Raw genomic sequence first — 17,336 nt, 5'->3', positions numbered from 1 at the left:
TGGCGGTCTTTAAGGAGGATTTGCAATGAGTTTCATGAAGACGCTGGCATCGGTCGCTGTCGGCTTTGCCGCCGCCAAAGGTGTCGAGAAGTACCAGCAGATGGGTGGCATGGCCGGATTGCAGAACATGTTTTCCGGCGGGCCGGGGCAGATGGGCGCCGACCAGATCGGCGCGATGGCAGAACAGTTCGGCCTTGGTGGCGCAACCGAGCAAATCCAGAACATGCTGGGCCAATTCGCGGGCGCAAGCAATCAGGGCGCCGCGATGGCGGGCCTCGGCGGGCTGATGTCTTCGATGCAAGGTGCGGCCCTGTCCAGCGGCAAGCAATCCGCCGACATGATGAGCGCGATGTTTCGCGGCACGCCCGCGGAAACCGCGATGGAAGAGCAGGCAAAGCTCATGCTGCGGGCGATGATTCAGGCGGCCAAGGCGGATGGGGAGATCGACGATGCCGAACGGCAGGTCATCCTAGACGCACTTGGCGACGATATCAGCCCCGAAGAGCGTGCCTTTGTCGAAGAGCAACTGGCAGCGCCGATGGATATCACGGCACTCGCGCAAGCCGCACAGGGTGCTGCCGCCGCGCAGGTCTACGCCACCTCTGTTGCCGTGCTGCGCATCGACAGCACCTCCGAGGCCCGCTATCTGGATATGCTCGCGCAAGCTCTTGGGATCAGTGATGCGACCCGCAGCCAGATCCACGCCCAGATGGGAGTGCCTCTGCGCGGATAAGCTTCGTTTCCTCCTTTTCGCACATGGTCACTGAGCCGCTCAGCAACTTGCAGCGGCCCGGAGGCGGTTGCGTCACTTTGCGTAGGAAATGGGAACGACCAAAGCCTTGGCGAACAAGCCACTATCGCCCAGCGCCGCGTCGCCGCGTGCCTCGCCCGTGCATCCGGAGCTGCGCAGGCCGCGATCGCAAGGGTGGAGGCAATCAGGATATGGCGCATAAGGCGACACCTCGGCAATAAATTCAACCTCGGTTTCACTCTGCGATGATGGCGCAAATAAGGTGGATATGCGAAATAAATCGTGCTGCGCCGTCATGACAGTAAACGGCATGTAGATATACTGTCGGAGATGCAGAATCTGGTTGACTCGGGGGCCGCTGCGGGTAAAAGCGCACGCTCATAGGAATTCAACCGAAAGCGCCTGCGCGTCTTTCGGGCGCAGGAGTAGAACCATGGCGAAACCGACGACCATCAAGATCCGTCTGAACTCGACCGCAGGTACGGGCCACTTCTACGTGACCAAGAAAAACGCACGCACCATGACCGAAAAGATGGTTGTGCGCAAATATGACCCGGTGGCCCGCAAGCATGTCGAGTACAAGGAAGGCAAGATCAAGTAAGCCTTTCCTTCACTGGAAAAGACATTGGAAAGGGTCACGTGATTGCGTGGCCCTTTTTCGTTTCGGAGCATCGAGATGCAACGGGTGATGATCGTCGGACAGCCGGGATCCGGCAAAAGCACATTGGCGCTGCATCTTGGGCGGGCAACAGGGTTGCCGGTCTATCACATGGATCACCTGCATTGGCTGCCTAGCTGGCAGCCGCGCCCGCGCGCCGAAAAGATCGCCATGGCGCATCAGATTGAGGCTCGCCCGTGCTGGGTATTCGAGGGTGGGCTGTCGGCCACCTATGACAACAGGCTGGCCCGCGCGGATACAGTGATCTGGCTGGACCTGCCGGTTGCGCTGCGCCTATGGCGGGTGACCAGACGGATGATCCGGAACCGCGGTCAGAACCGCCCTGACATGGCCGAGGGTTGCATCGAGGGCTGGCACAGCGAAACGCCCGAATTCTACCGCTTCATCTGGCGGACCCGGCGGTCCAGCCGGGCGCGGCTGCTGCAGGTCTTCGACCAGACCCGCCCGGACCAGCACCGGTTCCGTTTGCGCAATTCCGCGCAGGTCCGGGACTATCTGAGGTTTCTGGAGGGCAAGCGATGATCCGGGTCCGGATGGCCGAGCGGTCCGACATGGCCGCTGTCGATGCGCTTCTGGCGCGCAGCTATCCGCGCCTGCTCAAACGCGATTATCCACCCTCGGTTCTGGTGACTGCACTGCCGCTGATCAGCAAGGCGCAGCCTGCGCTTTTTGGCTGCGGCACCTATTATGTCGCCGAGGAGGGTGATGCGATACTGGGTGCCGGTGGTTGGACCCGCGACCGCAGGCAGCGAGGCCTCGGCCATATCCGGCATGTGGTCACCGATCACCGGGCGCTGCGTCGGGGGGTGGGGCGGGCAATTCTGGCCCATGCACTGGCTCAGGCGCGCGCCGCAGGCATCACCGAGATGGAGTGCTGGTCGACCCGCACAGCAGTGTCATTTTATGCCGCGATGGGGTTTCAAAACGAGGGACCGATGCAGGTGCCGTTGCAGGCAGGCATCAGCTTCCCGGCCATTCGCATGCGGCAACGCTTGTCATGACGGGTGTGGTGCAGTTACCCTGACGGGCACCTGCCACAAAAAATCTGAGCGTCATGAAACACTTTCTGCTGCCCACCATCGCCGCCTTGTCCCTTGCCGGTTGCACTGAAGCCGGACCCAGAAAAGGTGTAGGCTTCACCGGAATTGACGGCGAACCGCGTACGCTTTCGACCCGCGACACTGATGCAAATTTCGGGCGCAGCCTGTCGGTACCAGTCGCGTTTGCGGAACTGCCCACGCGGCAGGTGATCAGCGATGCGCCGGATCAGGGCGCGCAGGCGCTTGTCGCGATCGACAATGGAGGCCGATTGGTTGGCAACGCGGTTGAGGTGGGCGGCTCCGACCGCGTCCTGATGCTCAGTTCGGTTGCGGTGAACGGGTCGCTTTTTGCCGTGTTGCGTGCGCCTGAGAATTCTGTGTTCAAGATCACATCGGCCACAACAGCCAGTTTCGGGGCGGCTGTGCCACGCCTGACCGGGTGCCTGACAGCGGGCAATGTCTATCAGAAAGGCAAGTCCTCCAGACGGACCCAAGGCCTGGCTGTGCCGCTCAACTGTCGTTGAGCCTGACTGCCCCGCCCCGTTTCAAGGCCGACACTCCGCATAGATCAACGTCGGGCGGAACCCCAGAGACGCCATCAGCGCGGCGGATGCCGTGTTGAAACTGGCATAGGTCGTGCCGTACTCAGCGATCCCCAATGGGGCCAGATGCGCCTATGCCGCCGCGAACAGCGCCTTTGCCACGCCGCGCCTGCGATGGTCGGCATCGACGCAGACATGCTGCAGCATCGCACGGCTGCGTACGTGTTTCAGAACCGTTGCGGGTTTGTGCTCGATCTCAAGGATTGCATAACCGACCAAGTCACTTTTTAGCTCAGCGCCAAAAGCGTGGACTTCGTTCCGTGACAGCCAGTCTGCCAGCCAGTCCACCGCGTCCTGATCCTTGGTGATTGGGCGATATCGGGCGGGCAGGTGCGCAACGTGCAGGTCATGGACCTGATGCAGCAGCGGCAGCAGGCGGTGCGCGTCGGCGCTGTGGAATGCGACGATATCCATTGGAGGCACCCTTCACGCAAAAGAAAAGGGCGGGTCCGTCATGGCCCGCCCTCGAAGGTCTTGTGATATGGCAGATGCGTTATTCGCGGTTGCCAAGCAGCTGGAGCAGGAACATGAACATGTTGATGAAGTCCAGATAGAGGCTCAACGCGCCCATGATGGCGGCTTTGCCCAGCCATTCCTGATCGCCCGCATGAGCCATCTGCAGGTAGGTGTTCTTGATGTTCTGGGTGTCATAGGCGGTGAGACCGGCAAAAATCAGAACGCCCAGGATCGAGATCGCAAAGGCCATGCCCGGCATCGGCCAGAACATGTTGATGATCGACGCCACGATCAGGCCGATCACGCCCATGATCAGGAAGCTGCCCCAGCCCGAGATGTCCTTCTTGGTGGTGTAGCCCCAGAGCGACAGACCCGCGAAGGCAATCGCCGTGATCAGGAAGACCTGAATGATCGACTGGCCGGTGAAGACCAGGAAGATCGAGCTGATCGACATGCCCATGACAAAGGCAAACAGGTAGAACACCGTCTGCGCGGTCGCCGCGGACATCCGGTTGATCGCTGCGCTGAAGCCGAACACAAAGGCCAGCGGCGCGAACATGATCACATATTTCAAGGCCGAGCCGTAGATCGCATAGCCGAACGAGGTCAGGTAGAGACCCTCGCGCAACTGGGCCGAGGCCGCGGACGGGTCGGTTGTGACCGCCAGCCCCGAAATGGCCCAGGCGGCCATAAAGGTGATCAGCATGCCCACGGACATTGTGCCGTAGACCTTGTTCATATGGGCGCGCAGTCCCTCGTCAATCTGGGCAACGCGCGCGCCAGTCGCCGTTGTCCGGATCGTGTCGAATTCAGCCATCAAAGCTCTCCATCAGCAAAAACTCTCTCCCCGCCGGTGAGTATCCGGCAGCTTTCCTCGCAAATATCGGCAAGCTGGCGAAGTAATTCAAGCTTTTACGGCGGAAATCTCGTGAGTTTTCGCTAATTGTTCGGATGATCCGGCTTATTCGGACCGTCTTGCGGTGCTGGATCAGGAGCGCCAGGTCTCGGGCGCGTCCCAGAACGGGCGGCGGGCCTCGGCCATGGCATCGCTGCGGTTGATGCCGATATCCTTGAGCGCAGCATCGTCAAGCTGCTGTAGATGGCGGCGCTGGCGCCAGACGGCCCAGACGCGGTTCAGGGCGGTCCGAAACGATTTGCGCGTGCTGTGACGGATATGGCTTTCGGTTGTCAATGTCATCTGATTGCCCTTTCTTTGGTGATGTTTTTGGGATCTTCCATCAATTTCCTTGAACAATATGGGGCACTGTGCTTCATTATGAAAACGAATGTTTTTGATGATATCCATCAAGGAATGTGAACATGCGAAATCTGGACATCACCACACTGCGCTCATTTGTTGCCGTGGCAGACAACGGTGGCGTGACACGCGCCGCAGGGTTTTTGAACCTGACGCAATCGGCGGTTTCAATGCAGCTCAAGCGGTTGGAAGAGCTTTTGGGGCTGGACCTGCTGGACCGGTCGGGCCGAGGTATCGCGCTGACCGCATCGGGTGAGCAATTGCTGAGCTATGCGCGGCGGATGGTGGCGCTGAATGACGAGGTGATCGGTCGACTGACCGATCAGGCCTTCGAGGGCGAGGTGATGCTGGGCGTACCCCATGACGTGGTGCATCCCTTCGTGCCGCGTGTGCTAAAGCGGTTCAATGCCAGCTTTCCCCGCGTGAAAGTCAATCTTGTGACCTCGAACACCCGCGAGTTGAAAGCGGCCTTTGCCAAAGGCACCTACGACCTGATCCTGACCACCGAAGGTCCTGCGGGCGAGGGGGCGGAAACCTTGCAGGAGACGCCGCTGCGCTGGGTCGGCGCGCTGAATGGCTCTGTCTGGCGAAAGAAACCACTGCGCATCGGGTTCTGCCGGAATTGCATTTTCCGCACTGCGGCGACCGCCGCGTTGGATGATGCCGGGATCAAATGGGAGATGGGCGTCGACAGCGATTCGGATCGCACCGTCGAGGCGACCGTCAGCGCCGATCTGGCCGTAGGCGTGTTGCTGGAAGGGACACAACCGGCGCATCAGGAGGTGATCGACCACGGCGGAACGCTGCCAGACCTGCCAGGGCAGCATATCAACCTGTATGGCGCCGATAGAGTGCGCGAAGGCTATGTCGGGGAATTGGCCAACATGATCCGCCAGGTCTTCCGCAACCCGGCCTCGCACCCGCTCAAGGCGGTCGGTTGAGGCGGCGTAGCGGCTGCTAGTCCATTGAGATCACGACCTTGCCGGTGGATTTGCGTTCTTTCAGCAGCTGCAGCCCGTCGGCCGCATCCGCCAGCGGCAATATATGCGAGATATGCGGCTGCAGGTCTCCTGCCTCGCGCCAGCGCAGTACTTCGGCAAAGCTCTCGCGCAGCGCGATCGGATTGAAGGACAGGTACGCTCCGATATTGACGCCGATCACCGTCAGGTTCTTGACCAGCAGATGATTGGCCGGGATCTGCGGCACCTCGCCACCGGCAAAACCGATTGGCAGGATGCGGCCCTCGGGCCGGGTCGCGCGGAAGGCGGCGCGGAATACGTCACCACCGATCGCCTCATAGACGACATCCGCCCCGCCAAGCGCCAGCACCCGGTCGCGCAGGTCTTCGGAGGCGTCGATCAGGTGAACTGCCCCGGCCTTGCGCGCGATCTCCAGCTTTTCGGCACCGCGCGCCTGCGCGATCACCCGCGCCCCCATTTTCGCACCGATTTCGACGGCGGCTAGGCCCACGCCACCCGCCGCCCCGGTCACCAGCAGCGTCTCTCCGGGCCGTAGGCGTGCGCGACGGGCCAGCGACAGATGGCCCGTGCCATAGGCAACCAGCATGGCCGCGGCGGCCTCGAACCCCATCGCGTCGGGCATCCTGACGGCGCGGGTGGCATCAAACACTCCGTGATCGGCCAAACCGCCCTGGCCGGCATAGATCGCAACCCGGTCACCGGGCACGAAGCCCTCGACCGCATCGCCGGTCCCGGTCACCACCCCGGCCAGTTCCATGCCGAGCGTAAAGGGCGGCTCGGGGGTGTCCTGGTAGCTTCCCTTGATCATTAACAGATCGGCGAAGTTCAGGGCGCAGGCGCGAATCTCGACAGCGATTTGCCCGCGGCCGGGTGCGGGCAGCTTAACATCGCAAAACTGCGGAGGGGTGTCGAAACCGTTGACTTGATAGGCGCGCATGAGGATTCCCTTTGCTGTGAAGCGCATAAACCGCGACACTATCGGCAGTGTCAAACGCCGCGTTGCGGCAACGCAGCAACGAACATCGCGCGAATTTGATCCCACGCCATCTTTTTGAAACCAAAAAAATTTCACGTTTCAACCCTGAACATGTGTATAGTCGGGGAGAATCAACCGGGCTTTGTTCAACCTGAATACTGGTTTCATCGGTGTTGAGGTGCGGTTTTTTTGGGGCGCATTGCGGACGTTAGGACGTTCTTAGATGGCGCCGGCTTACTGTTAGATAGTGTCGAGGCGCCATAATTCAGAGCCCGGGCGGTCGTCGAGGAAGAATATAAGGAGATACCTATGACCCATCCCGTTGATGTCCATGTGGGCAAGCGCGTCAGACATCGCCGCTGGTTGATCGGAATGACCCAGCAACAGCTTGCCGAGCAGGTCGGAATCAAGTTCCAGCAGATCCAGAAATATGAAACCGGCGCGAACCGGATCAGCGCCTCGCGCCTGTGGGACATTGCCGAATCGCTGGACGTGCCAGTCAGCTTTTTCTTTGAGGGGTTGGACGAGGCGCACAAGGCAACGCCGGAACGTCCGAACGTCCCTGCCGATCTGATGGGTGACAAGGAAGCGCTGGATCTGGTGCGCTCCTACTATGCGATCCCGGAAAACCAGCGCCGCCGGCTGTTTGATCTGGCCCGCGTGCTGAGCGACGTCGCATAATCAATCGATTAAGATTGTTGATATTTGGGACAGCGGGTGGCACTCCACTCACATGACACCTGCTGACCAAACCGATCTCGAAGTTGCAAACCTCGCGGCGGACGCCGCGCGGAAGGCAATCCTGCCCCATTTCCGCAGCGCGGAATTGGATACCGACAACAAGCTTGATGCCGGGTTTGACCCAGTGACGGTTGCTGATCGCGCCGCCGAACAGGCGATGCGAGCGGTCTTGGCGGAACACCGGCCCAAAGACGGCATCCTCGGTGAGGAGTTCGGCAAAACGCAGGGCTCCAGCGGTCGGACATGGGTGCTCGATCCGATCGACGGGACCCGTGGCTTCATCAGCGGGACACCCACCTGGGGCGTGTTGATTGCATTGTCGGATGCGGATGGCCCGTTTCTGGGCATTGTCGACCAGCCTTATATTGGTGAACGGTTTTCGGGTGACCGGGATCATGCCCAACTGATTGGGCCACATGGCGCTCGCACCCTGCGCACAAGATCGACGGCGGACTTGTTCGACGCGGTTCTTTTCACCACCTTTCCTGAGGTCGGCACACCGGAGGAAGGTCGCGCTTTTCATGCCGTGTCCGCGCAGGTCAAGCTGACCCGCTACGGGATGGATTGTTATGCCTATGCGCTGCTGGCGGCGGGGCAGATCGATCTGGTGATCGAAGCCAGTCTGAACCCTTATGACATTCAGGCGCCCATTGCCGTCATCCAGGCCGCGGGCGGCGTGGTCACCGACTGGCAGGGCGGCCCGGCCCATGATGGCGGGCGGGTGCTGGCGGCGGCCAATGCGCAGATCCACGCGAAGGCGCTCGAGATTCTGCGCCGCGCTTGACCGGCGCGAGGGGCAATCGCTAGACTGGCATCAGGCCGGTTCTTGACCCGTTTTCCGTCGGCCCGTCACACTCTGATGAAGCGGGCGCAAACGGAGTGTGGATATGAGCGAATTCCTAATACGCGGGGCTGAGACCCTTTTAACTATGGACGATGCCCGGAGTGCGCTGAGCGGCGCGGATCTGCGGGTTCGGGATGGAGTAATCGCTGAGATAGGCGAAGGCCTGCACAGTGACGGCGAAATCGTCGAGGCGGGCGGCTGCGTCGTCACACCGGGTCTTATCAACACCCATCACCACCTCTACCAGACGTTGACGCGCGCGGTCCCCGGCGCGGAAAACGCGCTGCTTTTCGGGTGGTTGCGCAGGCTCTATCCGATCTGGGCGGCGTTTGGCCCGGAGGAGGTCCATGTCTCGGCCCAGGTCGGACTGGCGGAACTGGCGCTGTCGGGTTGCACGCTCAGCTCCGATCATCTCTACCTCTTTCCCAACGGCGCACGGCTGGAGGATACGATCACCGCCGCCGCCGATATCGGCCTGCGGTTCCACCCCACACGCGGGGCGATGAGCATCGGCGAAAGCGACGGTGGCCTGCCGCCTGACAGCCTGGTCGAACAAGAGGCGCGCATCCTGGAGGATTCGATCCGTGTGATCGATGCCTTTCATGATCCCGCCGAGGGATCGATGTGCCGGGTCGGGCTGGCGCCCTGTTCGCCCTTTTCGGTCACGCGCGACCTGATGCGCGAGGCGGCGCTGCTGGCGCGCGACAAGCGGGTGATGCTGCACACCCATCTGGCCGAGAATGACGAGGATATCGCCTATTCGCTGGAGAATTTCGGCTGCCGCCCCGGTCAATATGCCGAGGATCTGGGCTGGACTGGCGACGATGTCTGGCACGCCCATTGCGTGAAGCTGGACGGCGCCGAGATCGCGCTGTTTGCCGGATCGCGGACCGGCGTGGCCCATTGCCCCTGTTCCAATTGCCGTCTGGGTAGCGGTATCGCGCCAGTGCGCGCCATGCGGGATGCAGGCGTGCCGGTGGGGCTGGGCGTTGACGGCTCGGCCAGCAACGACGCGGGCAATCTGGTGGCCGAGGCGCGGCAGGCGATGCTGTTGCAGCGGGTCAGCAAAGGGGCGGACGCGATGTCACCCTATGAGGCGCTGGAGATCGCCACGCGCGGCGGCGCCGAGGTGCTGAACCGGCCCGATTGTGGGCAGTTGGCGATCGGCAAGCGCGCGGATATCGCAATCTGGGACGTGTCCGGCGTGGAAAGCGCGGGCAGTTGGGACAAGGCGGCGCTGCTTCTGGCGGGACCCACGCGGGTCAAGCATCTGTTTGTCGAAGGGCGCCAGATCGTGCGTGACGCTCAGGTGGTCACGCTTGATCTGCCCAAGGTGATCGAGCGGCAGAACCAACTGGCGCGGGCCCTGCGGGCGCGGATGCCGGGGTGAGTGCACCGCTCACCCCATCTGATGCGCCACCTTGCGACCGCCGATCCAGACCTCGGCAATCGCGCGGTCGTCACCCATCATGATGGAGGGGAACACGGCCTCCCACAGGTGGTCGGCCTCGACATGACGCTGGGCGATGGCGGGGGTAGAAGCGAGGTCAAGTACGATCACGTCCGCCTCCATCCCCGGTGCGATATTGCCGATCCGGTCTTCCATCCGCAGGCTGCGCGCCGACCCGACAGTTGCCAACCATAGCAGTTGCGCCGGGTGCAGAGCGGTGCCGCGCAGTTGTCCGATCTCATAGGCCGCTGCCATCGTTCGCAGCATCGAAAAGCTCGACCCACCGCCGGTATCGGTGGCCAGCCCGATGCGCTGACCCTCCGCCATCAACCCGGCCATGTCGAACAGACCCGATCCGATAAAGGTGTTCGAGGTCGGGCAATGGATCAGCGCCGCGCCATGTTCGCGTAACCGATCCCGCTCGCGCGGTTCCAGATGGATCGCGTGGCCATAAAGCCCGCGCCCACCCAGCAGCCCATGTGCCTCATAGGTGTCGAGATAGTCGCGTGCCTCGGGAAACAGTGACCGGACCCACTCGATCTCATCGGTCTGCTCGCTCAAATGGGTCTGCATCAGGCACTCGGGGTGTTCGGCCCAGAGCGCGCCCATCGCCTCAAGCTGTTCGGGGGTCGAGGTTGGCGAAAAGCGTGGCGTGATCGCGTAAGATATCCGGTCGGTACCGTGCCATTTCTCCAGCAGTGCCTTGGACTGGTCATAGGCGCTGCTAGCCGTGTCGCGCAGCCCGTCGGGCGCGTTGCGGTCCATGCAAGTCTTGCCTGCCACAACCCGCTGGCCACGGGCCTTGGCAGCCAGGAAGAAGGCGTCGACGCTTTCGGGATGGATGGTGCAGAAGCTGCACATCGTCGTAGTCCCATGGGCCGTGGTGATGTCGAGATAGCGTGTCGCGATCTCCATCGCGTAATCCGGTGACTCGAATTTCATCTCTTCGGGGAAGGTATAGAGGTTCAGCCAGTCGATCAGGCGTTTGCCCCAACTGGCAATCATTGCGGTTTGCGGATAATGCACGTGGGCGTCGACAAATCCCGCCAGAATCAGTTTTTCGCCATGATCGGTAACGCGTGCCTGCGGATGGGCGGGGGTCAGACCCTCCGCCGTGCCAAGCGCTGCGATCTTGCCGTCACGCAGGAGCACCGCCTCATGCAGATCGACCGCGTCTTCGGGTGCCCCGTCAAATGGAGACCCGTTGAAGGACAGAACAAGCCCCTTCAGGATAGTTTCCTGCGTCATATGCTTCCTCACTCCGCGCCATGTGTGCCCTGACAAAGAATAGGCGCAGGTGAATTTTCGGTAAATCGCGCATTGTCATTGTTTTCCCATAGATGCTTCTTCTATTTTGCCCCCAATCAAGAAGAGGGCAGCGCATGACCAGGGACGACATTACACCCGATTCCGACTGGCAGCGCGATGACGAGTCTTATGAGTTGGATCGCAAGCTCGTCTCTGCCATCCTTTATGCCGTTGATGTGCAGGACCGCGAAAAGCTCATCGAATTGATGGAGCCGCTGCACGCCGCCGACATCGCGGACCTTCTGGAGCAGATCAACGCTCATGACCGGGCGCGCCTGATCCGGCTATATGACAAGGAATTCGACGGCGACATCCTGTCGGAGTTGGACGAGTCGGTGCGCGAAGAGGTCATCAGCGTTCTCAATCCGCATGTTCTGGCCGAAGCGGTGCGCGAGCTGGAAAGCGATGATGTGGTCGATCTGGTCGAGGATCTGGAGGAGCCGCAGCAGGAGCAAATCCTCGACGCGCTGGAGGATGCCGACCGGGTCGCGGTCGAGCAGGCGCTGAATTATCCCGAAAACTCGGCCGGGCGGTTGATGCAGCGCGAGGTGGTGATGGCGCCCGAGCATTGGACGGTCGGACATGCCATCGACTATATGCGAGGCACCGAAGATCTGCCCGAACAGTTCTATCATGTCGTTCTGGTCGATCCGCGGATGCGGCCGATCGGCAATGTGGCACTGGGCAAGCTTATGGGGGCGAAGCGCGAGGTTCAGCTGACCGACATCGCCGAGGAAGAGTTCCAGATCATCCCCGCTGATCAAGATGAAGAGGAAGTGGCCTATGCGTTCAACCAATACCACCTGATCTCGGCGCCGGTGGTGGATGCCGATGGCCGGCTGGTCGGTGTGATCACCATCGACGACGCGATGATTGTTCTGGACGAGGAACACGAGGAAGACATTCTGCGCCTCGCCGGGGTCAGCGACGAAAGCTCGCTGTCGGACAGTGTTGCGGCGACCAGCCGCCGCCGTCTGCCCTGGCTGGCAGTGAACATGTGCACCGCGATCGGAGCCTCCCTGGTGATCTCGCGATTCGAGGAAACCATCGCGGAACTGGTGGCGCTTGCCATCCTGATGCCGATTGTAGCGTCGATGGGCGGCAATGCCGGGACCCAGTCGCTGACCGTTGCGGTGCGCGCTCTGGCCACCAAGGACCTGACCGGCTCGAACGTGTGGCGGGTGATCCGGCGCGAGGTGACGGTGGGAATGTTGAATGGGATGTGTTTTGCCATTGTGCTGGGCGTGGTGGGCATGATGTGGTTCGCCTCGCCGATGCTGGGTCTGGTGATCGGCACGGCGCTGATCATCAACATGGTGGTGGCCGGGCTTGCGGGCACGGCGGCGCCGGTTCTGCTTGATCGGCTGGGGGTCGACCCGGCCCTGGCCTCGGGGACTTTCGTGACGACAACAACCGATGTGATGGGGTTCTTTACCTTCCTCGGTCTGGCCTCGGTGATCCTGCTTTGACGGACCTGAACGAGATTAAAGCCGCCGCCCGCAAGGCCGGATTTACCCGCCGTAAAGCCGCGTTCGAGGCTCGCCCGCCGGGCGCGGCAGGGCGGCTGTCCGAGGTGTTGGCAGGTTATCGCGGCGTGCCGCTGTCGGGCTACATGCCGATCCGGACCGAGATTGATCCGCTGCCTTCCATGGCCGAAGCCGCGGCACATGGACCGGTCGGCGTTCCGGTCATTCAGGGTGCGGGGCAGGCATTGCGCTTTTCACGCTGGGTGCCTGACGGCCCGTTGCGGGACGGTCCGTTCGGGGCGAAGGTGCCGCTCGAGGACGATTATTTCGACCCCGAAATCCTGATCGTGCCACTGGTCGCATTCGATGCAAAAGGCGGGCGGCTGGGCTATGGCGGCGGGTTCTATGACCGCACGCTTGAAGGCCTGCGCGCCAAACGCGCCACACTGGCCATCGGCTTTGCCTTCGACGCGCAGGAGGCTGACGGTCTGCCGCTTGAACCCACCGACCAGCCGCTGGACATGCTGGTCACCGAAAGCAGGGTGCTATGTTTCCGGTGACGGTCTCAGGCGGGACTGTTCTCACGGAAATACTCCCACGCATCCACTTCGGTGCCATCAGGCAGAGTGCAGATGCCGACCTGGCCGTCATCGCTGTCGCGGATCTCGTATTTGGCACCCGTCTCGATGCAATAAGTGGCCGCAGGGTTGGCCAGTTGCGGCTTGGTCGGGGCGGCCGGTTCGCAGGCGGCAAGGATGGTCAGGCCAAGGGGGATCAGCAGGAAGCGGGACATGCGGGGCTCCGATATCAAACAGGGTGTCGGATCATCTTAAGCGCTTGCGCTCGGGATGCGCCATACTTAGGACCGAAGTCATGAAGATACTTTTTCTTGGCGACGTCATGGGGCGTGCAGGCCGCGCTGCGGTGCAGGATCACCTGCCGCGCCTGCGCGAAGACTGGAAGCTGGATTTCGTCGTGGTCAATGGCGAGAATGCCTCGAACGGGATGGGGCTGACCGGCGATCACGCCAAGCTGCTGCTTGAGGCCGGCGCCGATTGCGTGACGCTGGGTGATCACGCCTTCGACCAGCGCGACATGCTGCAATTCATCGAACGTGAGCCGCGCGTGATCCGACCGCTGAACTATGCCAAGGGCGCCCCCGGGCGGGGTTATCGCCTGTTTGACGCACCGGGCGGACGCAAGGTTCTGGTGACGCAGGTGCTGGGGCAGGTCTTTATGAAACGCCCCTTTGACGACCCGTTTTCGGCGATCGAGCCGGTGCTAAAATCGCATCCGCGCGGCGGGCTGGCGCAGGCGGTGATCGTTGACACGCATTGCGAGGCGACCTCGGAGAAGATGGCGATGGGCCATTTCTGCGATGGGCGGGCCAGTCTGGTCGTGGGCACCCATACCCATATCCCCACCGCCGACGCGCAGGTTCTGCCCGGCGGCACCGGGTACCTGAGCGATGCGGGCATGTGTGGTGACTATGATTCCGTGATCGGCATGGAGAAGACCGAGCCGATGCGCCGCTTTCTCACGGGCATGCCCAAGGCGCGCTTTACCCCCGCGACCGGAGAGGCGACGCTGTCCGGCGTCTATCTGGAGACCGACGACCGCAGCGGTGTCGCGCAGAAGGTCCGCATGATCCGGATCGGTGGCCGACTGGAACAGGCCGAACCCTGAAGCCTCGATTACCCGGCGATTACCTGCCGGATATGCGCCAATGCGCGCGCCAGTCTGTGACCCTTTCCGGGCAGCCGTGACCGCGCCGCATGGTGCAGCGCAATCGCCACCGAAAACGCCGCCGCCAGGTCGGGCTGGCACTGTGTGAGACGGGCGCTGCCCTGATACGCATCGAAAACCTGCCGGAAATTCCGATCCCCGTGAAAATACAGCACAGACCCCAGATCCCAGTGCGGGTCCAACAGCGTGGCGTCACCGAAGTCGAGCAAGCCGACAAGCCTGTCACCGTCGCAGATCAATTGCCGCTCATGCAGGTCGGTATGGCACAGGACCGGTGGCAGCTCTGCCATCTGCAGGGAAACCTCGTGCAGCAATGTCCGCGCACCAGCTTCGATCTCCGGCGCTGCGGCAAGGGCGGGGTGCAGGAAATCCTGCGCCCAGCTTTCCGGCAGCGGATGTTCAAAGCGCTGCAGGACGCCCTCAAAAGGATCGGAGGTTGCTCCGAGGATGCAATCCCCGTCGATACGCACAGGACGCCCGAAGCCATGCACCGGTACTTGATGCAGCGCGGCCAATGTCTGCCCCAGCGCCCGGCTGACCTGAGCGGGCAGCGCCCCGCGTGCAGGGTGACTACCGACCAGCAGCGGCTCAAGCACCCATGGGTTGCCCCGCCACAGCGTGTCGGTCTCGTCCGAGGACAGCACCGGGCAGGCCAGCCGCCCGCCGCGGTCGCTGATCGACTTGCGCAGGAACCGATCGATGGGGGCGGTTAGGGCGCGGTCGGGGGCGTCGATGACCCGCAGCGCGTAGGCGCGCCGGTCAGACCACACTTCCCAAACCCGGCTGGTCGAACCTTGCGCCAGAAACCCTGCATGTCGCAGCGTTTCGCCAAGCCGGGTCAGTATGTCTGCCGCAAAGCTCTCGAACCTGTCGTGCTGCATGCCCCCTCCGCAACGGACCCGTGAGCCATGATCGTTGTGGTTGGTAGCGATGACAACCCGCGGTCGGAGAGGATACTGGCCGGAAACCCGAAGATTCTGACCGAAACCGCCAGTGCGCAGGCACATGAGAATCCCATATCAATAACAGGACCGGGAATGGTGAGCTTGAAGAAGGGGTCAGGCTCACCGGGCCGGGCAGACGGACGGAATCCACGCTGTCCGGCCCACGGTCTACCATCACTCACGGCGGTACGTGCAGGTCGGGCTTGCCCCGGCCTGCACAATGCGGGAAACTGCGACCCGGCACATCCTCGGGCCGGGTTACGGGCAACGATCTGACTCCATGCAATTTCTCCAGCTTTCCGACACCGCCAGCGCGATCCTGGCGCTTTTGATCGTCGCGGGGATGTTCGTGATGTTCCTGCGCGAGACTTTCCCGACTGAGGTGGTTGCGATCAGCGGCGTCGCGCTGATGTTGGTGACCGGCATCCTGCCTTATCAGGCCGCGCTGCCGGTTCTGGCGAATCCCGCGCCCTGGACGATCGCGGCGATGTTCATCATCATGGGGGCACTGGTACGTACCGGGGCGCTGGATGCGTTCACCTCGACGGCGCAGCGCCAGGCCAAGGTGAACCCACGCTTCGCCATCGGGTTGCTGATGGGATTTGTCGTCATTTCCTCGGCCTTTGTGTCGAACACGCCGGTGGTGGTGGTGATGATCCCGGTCTTCGTGCAGATCGCGCGTACGCTGGATGTTGCCGCCTCGAAACTGCTGATTCCGCTGAGCTATGCCGCCATCCTGGGCGGCACTCTGACCCTGATCGGGACTTCGACCAACCTGTTGGTCGACGGGGTAGCGCGCGCGCAGGGGCAGGCCCCGTTCACGATTTTCGAGGTCACGCCGCTGGGCATCATCCTGGTCATCTATGGCATGCTCTATCTGCGCTTTATCGCACCCAGGCTGCTGCCCGACCGTGACAGCATGGCGACGCTGCTGAGCGACAAGTCGAAGATGAAATTCTTCACCGAGGCGGTGATCCCCCCCGACAGTAACCTGATCGGCCGCGAAGTGACCGGCGTGCAGCTTTTCAAGCGCCCCGGTGTGCGGCTGATCGACGTGATCCGGGGCGATGCCTCGCTCAGGCGCAATCTGAAGGGGGTCGAATTGCGAGTCGGCGACCGCGTGGTCCTGCGCACTCAGATGACCGAGCTGCTGAGCCTGCAGAGCAACAAGGAACTGAAGCGGGTGGATCAGGTTTCGGCGGTCGAGACCTCGACGGTCGAGGTGCTGATTACACCGGAATGCCGCATGGTCGGGCGCTCGCTGGGTATGTTGCGCCTGCGGCGGCGCTTTGGCGTCTACGTTCTGGCGGTGCATCGACGCAACCAGAATATCGGTCGGCAACTGGATGAACTGGTCGTGCGGGTGGGCGATACGCTGCTGCTGGAAGGGGTGCCCGAGGATATCCGGCGGCTGGCTGCGGATATGGATATGGTCGATGTCTCGCGCCCGTCGGCACGCGCCTACAGGCGGGGGCACGCGCCTGTCGCCGTTGCCACGCTGATGGGGTTGGTGGTGCTGGCAGCGCTTGGGCTGGCGCCGATCCTGCCTTTGTCGATCATGGCGGTGGCGGTGGTGCTGGTGACGCGCTGCATCGACGCGGACGAGGCGTTCTCCTTTGTCGACGGACGCTTGCTGGCGCTGATCTTTGCCATGCTCGCCATCGGCGCGGCGCTGGAAAGTTCGGGCGCGGTGCGGCTGATCGTCGAAGCGATTGCGCCTTTCCTGGGCATGATGCCACCCTTCCTGGTGGTCTGGGCGGTCTATCTGCTGACCTCGGTCCTGACCGAGCTTGTGTCGAACAACGCGGTGGCGGTCGTGGTCACGCCGATCGCCATCGGTCTGGCAAGCGCAATGGGCATCGATCCGCGTCCGCTGATCGTGGCGGTCATGGTGGCGGCCTCGGCCTCGTTCGCGACGCCGATCGGGTATCAGACCAACATGATGGTCTACGGCCCCGGCGGCTATCGTTTCACCGACTTCATGCGCGTCGGTATTCCGCTGAACCTGAGTGTCGGGCTTCTGGCCTCGCTCGTGATCCCGTTTATTTGGCCCTTTTGACCCGCCAAAGTTGAGCGCTATTCGGCCAGTCTCGTT

The 17,336-nt window shown here is 62.3% G+C and carries 21 protein-coding genes; 13 read left to right on the top strand and 8 right to left on the bottom strand.

The window, feature by feature from the left end:
- The first annotated feature begins 25 nt into the window (after positions 1-25).
- Positions 26-733: a DUF533 domain-containing protein gene (locus tag AB1E33_RS14270; protein ID WP_372577943.1), complete on the top strand. Its 708-nt coding sequence runs from the start codon at positions 26-28 to the stop codon at positions 731-733.
- Positions 734-805: 72 nt separating this feature from the next.
- Here the strand turns inward: AB1E33_RS14270 and AB1E33_RS14265 are convergent, their stop codons facing one another.
- Complete coding sequence (locus tag AB1E33_RS14265) at positions 806-1,063, bottom strand: hypothetical protein (RefSeq protein ID WP_372577942.1); 258 nt, start codon at positions 1,061-1,063, stop codon at positions 806-808.
- Between the two features lie 121 nt (positions 1,064-1,184).
- On the opposite strand from AB1E33_RS14265, the gene rpmG reads away from it, so the two are divergent.
- The 4 genes from rpmG to AB1E33_RS14245 all read left to right on the top strand — a co-directional run bounded on the left by rpmG (position 1,185) and on the right by AB1E33_RS14245 (position 2,994).
- Positions 1,185-1,352: a 50S ribosomal protein L33 gene (gene rpmG / locus AB1E33_RS14260; RefSeq protein ID WP_039682682.1), complete on the top strand. Its 168-nt coding sequence runs from the start codon at positions 1,185-1,187 to the stop codon at positions 1,350-1,352.
- A 75-nt stretch (positions 1,353-1,427) separates the two neighbouring features.
- Positions 1,428-1,952, top strand: coding sequence for a P-loop NTPase family protein (locus AB1E33_RS14255; RefSeq protein ID WP_372577941.1), 525 nt, complete (start codon positions 1,428-1,430; stop codon positions 1,950-1,952).
- Complete coding sequence (locus AB1E33_RS14250) at positions 1,949-2,431, top strand: GNAT family N-acetyltransferase (protein WP_372577940.1); 483 nt, start codon at positions 1,949-1,951, stop codon at positions 2,429-2,431. The genes AB1E33_RS14255 and AB1E33_RS14250 overlap by 4 nt, the downstream gene beginning before the upstream one ends.
- A 53-nt stretch (positions 2,432-2,484) precedes the next feature.
- Positions 2,485-2,994: a hypothetical protein gene (locus AB1E33_RS14245; protein ID WP_372577939.1), complete on the top strand. Its 510-nt coding sequence runs from the start codon at positions 2,485-2,487 to the stop codon at positions 2,992-2,994.
- Between the two features lie 150 nt (positions 2,995-3,144).
- Here the strand turns inward: AB1E33_RS14245 and AB1E33_RS14240 are convergent, their stop codons facing one another.
- The 3 genes from AB1E33_RS14240 to AB1E33_RS14230 form a co-directional block, all read right to left on the bottom strand.
- Complete coding sequence (locus tag AB1E33_RS14240) at positions 3,145-3,486, bottom strand: GNAT family N-acetyltransferase (RefSeq protein WP_372577938.1); 342 nt, start codon at positions 3,484-3,486, stop codon at positions 3,145-3,147.
- A 79-nt stretch (positions 3,487-3,565) separates the two neighbouring features.
- The gene (locus AB1E33_RS14235) at positions 3,566-4,345 is read right to left on the bottom strand and encodes a Bax inhibitor-1/YccA family protein (protein WP_372577937.1); all 780 of its coding nucleotides are present in this window, start codon (positions 4,343-4,345) and stop codon (positions 3,566-3,568) included.
- 171 nt (positions 4,346-4,516) lie between these two features.
- A complete protein-coding gene (locus AB1E33_RS14230) occupies positions 4,517-4,834 on the bottom strand; it encodes a DUF1127 domain-containing protein (RefSeq protein WP_372577936.1) in 318 nt (105 codons plus the stop codon).
- A 14-nt stretch (positions 4,835-4,848) separates the two neighbouring features.
- Here AB1E33_RS14230 and AB1E33_RS14225 point away from each other — a divergent pair, with 14 nt between their 5' ends.
- The gene (locus tag AB1E33_RS14225; RefSeq protein ID WP_372577935.1) at positions 4,849-5,727 is read left to right on the top strand and encodes a LysR family transcriptional regulator; all 879 of its coding nucleotides are present in this window, start codon (positions 4,849-4,851) and stop codon (positions 5,725-5,727) included.
- 16 nt (positions 5,728-5,743) lie between these two features.
- Here the strand turns inward: AB1E33_RS14225 and AB1E33_RS14220 are convergent, their stop codons facing one another.
- A complete protein-coding gene (locus AB1E33_RS14220) occupies positions 5,744-6,703 on the bottom strand; it encodes an NADPH:quinone oxidoreductase family protein (protein ID WP_372577934.1) in 960 nt (319 codons plus the stop codon).
- Positions 6,704-7,051: 348 nt separating this feature from the next.
- On the opposite strand from AB1E33_RS14220, the gene AB1E33_RS14215 reads away from it, so the two are divergent.
- The 3 genes from AB1E33_RS14215 (at position 7,052) to AB1E33_RS14205 (ending at position 9,717) form a co-directional block, all read left to right on the top strand.
- Positions 7,052-7,423 carry a helix-turn-helix domain-containing protein gene (locus tag AB1E33_RS14215; RefSeq protein WP_372577933.1) on the top strand — a complete coding sequence of 124 codons (372 nt, stop codon included), beginning with the start codon at positions 7,052-7,054 and terminating at the stop codon, positions 7,421-7,423.
- A gap of 52 nt (positions 7,424-7,475) precedes the next feature.
- Positions 7,476-8,267 (top strand): histidinol-phosphatase, encoded by a 792-nt coding sequence (gene hisN / locus AB1E33_RS14210; RefSeq protein ID WP_372577932.1) that lies wholly within the window; start codon positions 7,476-7,478, stop codon positions 8,265-8,267.
- A 103-nt stretch (positions 8,268-8,370) separates the two neighbouring features.
- The gene (locus AB1E33_RS14205) at positions 8,371-9,717 is read left to right on the top strand and encodes an 8-oxoguanine deaminase (RefSeq protein ID WP_372577931.1); all 1,347 of its coding nucleotides are present in this window, start codon (positions 8,371-8,373) and stop codon (positions 9,715-9,717) included.
- A 9-nt stretch (positions 9,718-9,726) separates the two neighbouring features.
- Here the strand turns inward: AB1E33_RS14205 and guaD are convergent, their stop codons facing one another.
- Complete coding sequence (gene guaD, locus AB1E33_RS14200) at positions 9,727-11,025, bottom strand: guanine deaminase (RefSeq protein WP_372577930.1); 1,299 nt, start codon at positions 11,023-11,025, stop codon at positions 9,727-9,729.
- Positions 11,026-11,159: 134 nt separating this feature from the next.
- On the opposite strand from guaD, the gene mgtE reads away from it, so the two are divergent.
- Positions 11,160-12,554, top strand: coding sequence for a magnesium transporter (gene mgtE, locus AB1E33_RS14195; RefSeq protein WP_372577929.1), 1,395 nt, complete (start codon positions 11,160-11,162; stop codon positions 12,552-12,554).
- The gene (locus AB1E33_RS14190) at positions 12,551-13,111 is read left to right on the top strand and encodes a 5-formyltetrahydrofolate cyclo-ligase (RefSeq protein WP_372577928.1); all 561 of its coding nucleotides are present in this window, start codon (positions 12,551-12,553) and stop codon (positions 13,109-13,111) included. Before mgtE ends, AB1E33_RS14190 begins: the two co-directional genes overlap by 4 nt.
- A gap of 5 nt (positions 13,112-13,116) precedes the next feature.
- On the opposite strand, the gene AB1E33_RS14185 is transcribed toward AB1E33_RS14190, so the two are convergent.
- The gene (locus tag AB1E33_RS14185; RefSeq protein WP_372577927.1) at positions 13,117-13,344 is read right to left on the bottom strand and encodes a putative hemolysin; all 228 of its coding nucleotides are present in this window, start codon (positions 13,342-13,344) and stop codon (positions 13,117-13,119) included.
- Between the two features lie 80 nt (positions 13,345-13,424).
- Between AB1E33_RS14185 and AB1E33_RS14180 the strand changes: the two genes are divergently transcribed.
- Positions 13,425-14,237 (top strand): TIGR00282 family metallophosphoesterase, encoded by an 813-nt coding sequence (locus AB1E33_RS14180; protein ID WP_372577926.1) that lies wholly within the window; start codon positions 13,425-13,427, stop codon positions 14,235-14,237.
- An 8-nt stretch (positions 14,238-14,245) separates the two neighbouring features.
- Here the strand turns inward: AB1E33_RS14180 and AB1E33_RS14175 are convergent, their stop codons facing one another.
- A complete protein-coding gene (locus AB1E33_RS14175) occupies positions 14,246-15,178 on the bottom strand; it encodes an aminoglycoside phosphotransferase family protein (protein ID WP_372577925.1) in 933 nt (310 codons plus the stop codon).
- Positions 15,179-15,521: 343 nt separating this feature from the next.
- Between AB1E33_RS14175 and AB1E33_RS14170 the strand changes: the two genes are divergently transcribed.
- Complete coding sequence (locus AB1E33_RS14170) at positions 15,522-17,300, top strand: SLC13 family permease (protein WP_372577924.1); 1,779 nt, start codon at positions 15,522-15,524, stop codon at positions 17,298-17,300.
- The last annotated feature ends 36 nt before the right edge of the window (positions 17,301-17,336 follow it).

This window comes from Ruegeria hyattellae, assembly GCF_041537925.1.
Taxonomy (GTDB): Bacteria; Pseudomonadota; Alphaproteobacteria; order Rhodobacterales; family Rhodobacteraceae; genus Ruegeria_C.
This window is presented reverse-complemented; position numbering and strand designations above follow the sequence as displayed.

Bases quoted from the DNA above. Each gene is read 5' to 3' on its own strand.
- AB1E33_RS14205 (WP_372577931.1), top strand. From the start codon at position 8,371: ATGAGCGAATTCCTAATACGCGGGGCTGAGACCCTTTTAACTATGGAC.
- AB1E33_RS14215 (WP_372577933.1), top strand. From the start codon at position 7,052: ATGACCCATCCCGTTGATGTCCATGTGGGCAAGCGCGTCAGACATCGC.
- AB1E33_RS14270 (WP_372577943.1), top strand. From the start codon at position 26: ATGAGTTTCATGAAGACGCTGGCATCGGTCGCTGTCGGCTTTGCCGCC.
- rpmG (WP_039682682.1), top strand. From the start codon at position 1,185: ATGGCGAAACCGACGACCATCAAGATCCGTCTGAACTCGACCGCAGGT.
- AB1E33_RS14170 (WP_372577924.1), top strand. From the start codon at position 15,522: ATGCAATTTCTCCAGCTTTCCGACACCGCCAGCGCGATCCTGGCGCTT.
- AB1E33_RS14180 (WP_372577926.1), top strand. From the start codon at position 13,425: ATGAAGATACTTTTTCTTGGCGACGTCATGGGGCGTGCAGGCCGCGCT.
- AB1E33_RS14175 (WP_372577925.1), bottom strand. From the start codon at position 15,178: ATGCAGCACGACAGGTTCGAGAGCTTTGCGGCAGACATACTGACCCGG.
- AB1E33_RS14255 (WP_372577941.1), top strand. From the start codon at position 1,428: ATGCAACGGGTGATGATCGTCGGACAGCCGGGATCCGGCAAAAGCACA.
- AB1E33_RS14230 (WP_372577936.1), bottom strand. From the start codon at position 4,834: ATGGATATCATCAAAAACATTCGTTTTCATAATGAAGCACAGTGCCCC.
- guaD (WP_372577930.1), bottom strand. From the start codon at position 11,025: ATGACGCAGGAAACTATCCTGAAGGGGCTTGTTCTGTCCTTCAACGGG.
- mgtE (WP_372577929.1), top strand. From the start codon at position 11,160: ATGACCAGGGACGACATTACACCCGATTCCGACTGGCAGCGCGATGAC.
- AB1E33_RS14265 (WP_372577942.1), bottom strand. From the start codon at position 1,063: ATGCCGTTTACTGTCATGACGGCGCAGCACGATTTATTTCGCATATCC.
- AB1E33_RS14235 (WP_372577937.1), bottom strand. From the start codon at position 4,345: ATGGCTGAATTCGACACGATCCGGACAACGGCGACTGGCGCGCGCGTT.
- AB1E33_RS14245 (WP_372577939.1), top strand. From the start codon at position 2,485: ATGAAACACTTTCTGCTGCCCACCATCGCCGCCTTGTCCCTTGCCGGT.
- AB1E33_RS14220 (WP_372577934.1), bottom strand. From the start codon at position 6,703: ATGCGCGCCTATCAAGTCAACGGTTTCGACACCCCTCCGCAGTTTTGC.
- AB1E33_RS14185 (WP_372577927.1), bottom strand. From the start codon at position 13,344: ATGTCCCGCTTCCTGCTGATCCCCCTTGGCCTGACCATCCTTGCCGCC.
- AB1E33_RS14225 (WP_372577935.1), top strand. From the start codon at position 4,849: ATGCGAAATCTGGACATCACCACACTGCGCTCATTTGTTGCCGTGGCA.
- AB1E33_RS14240 (WP_372577938.1), bottom strand. From the start codon at position 3,486: ATGGATATCGTCGCATTCCACAGCGCCGACGCGCACCGCCTGCTGCCG.
- hisN (WP_372577932.1), top strand. From the start codon at position 7,476: ATGACACCTGCTGACCAAACCGATCTCGAAGTTGCAAACCTCGCGGCG.
- AB1E33_RS14250 (WP_372577940.1), top strand. From the start codon at position 1,949: ATGATCCGGGTCCGGATGGCCGAGCGGTCCGACATGGCCGCTGTCGAT.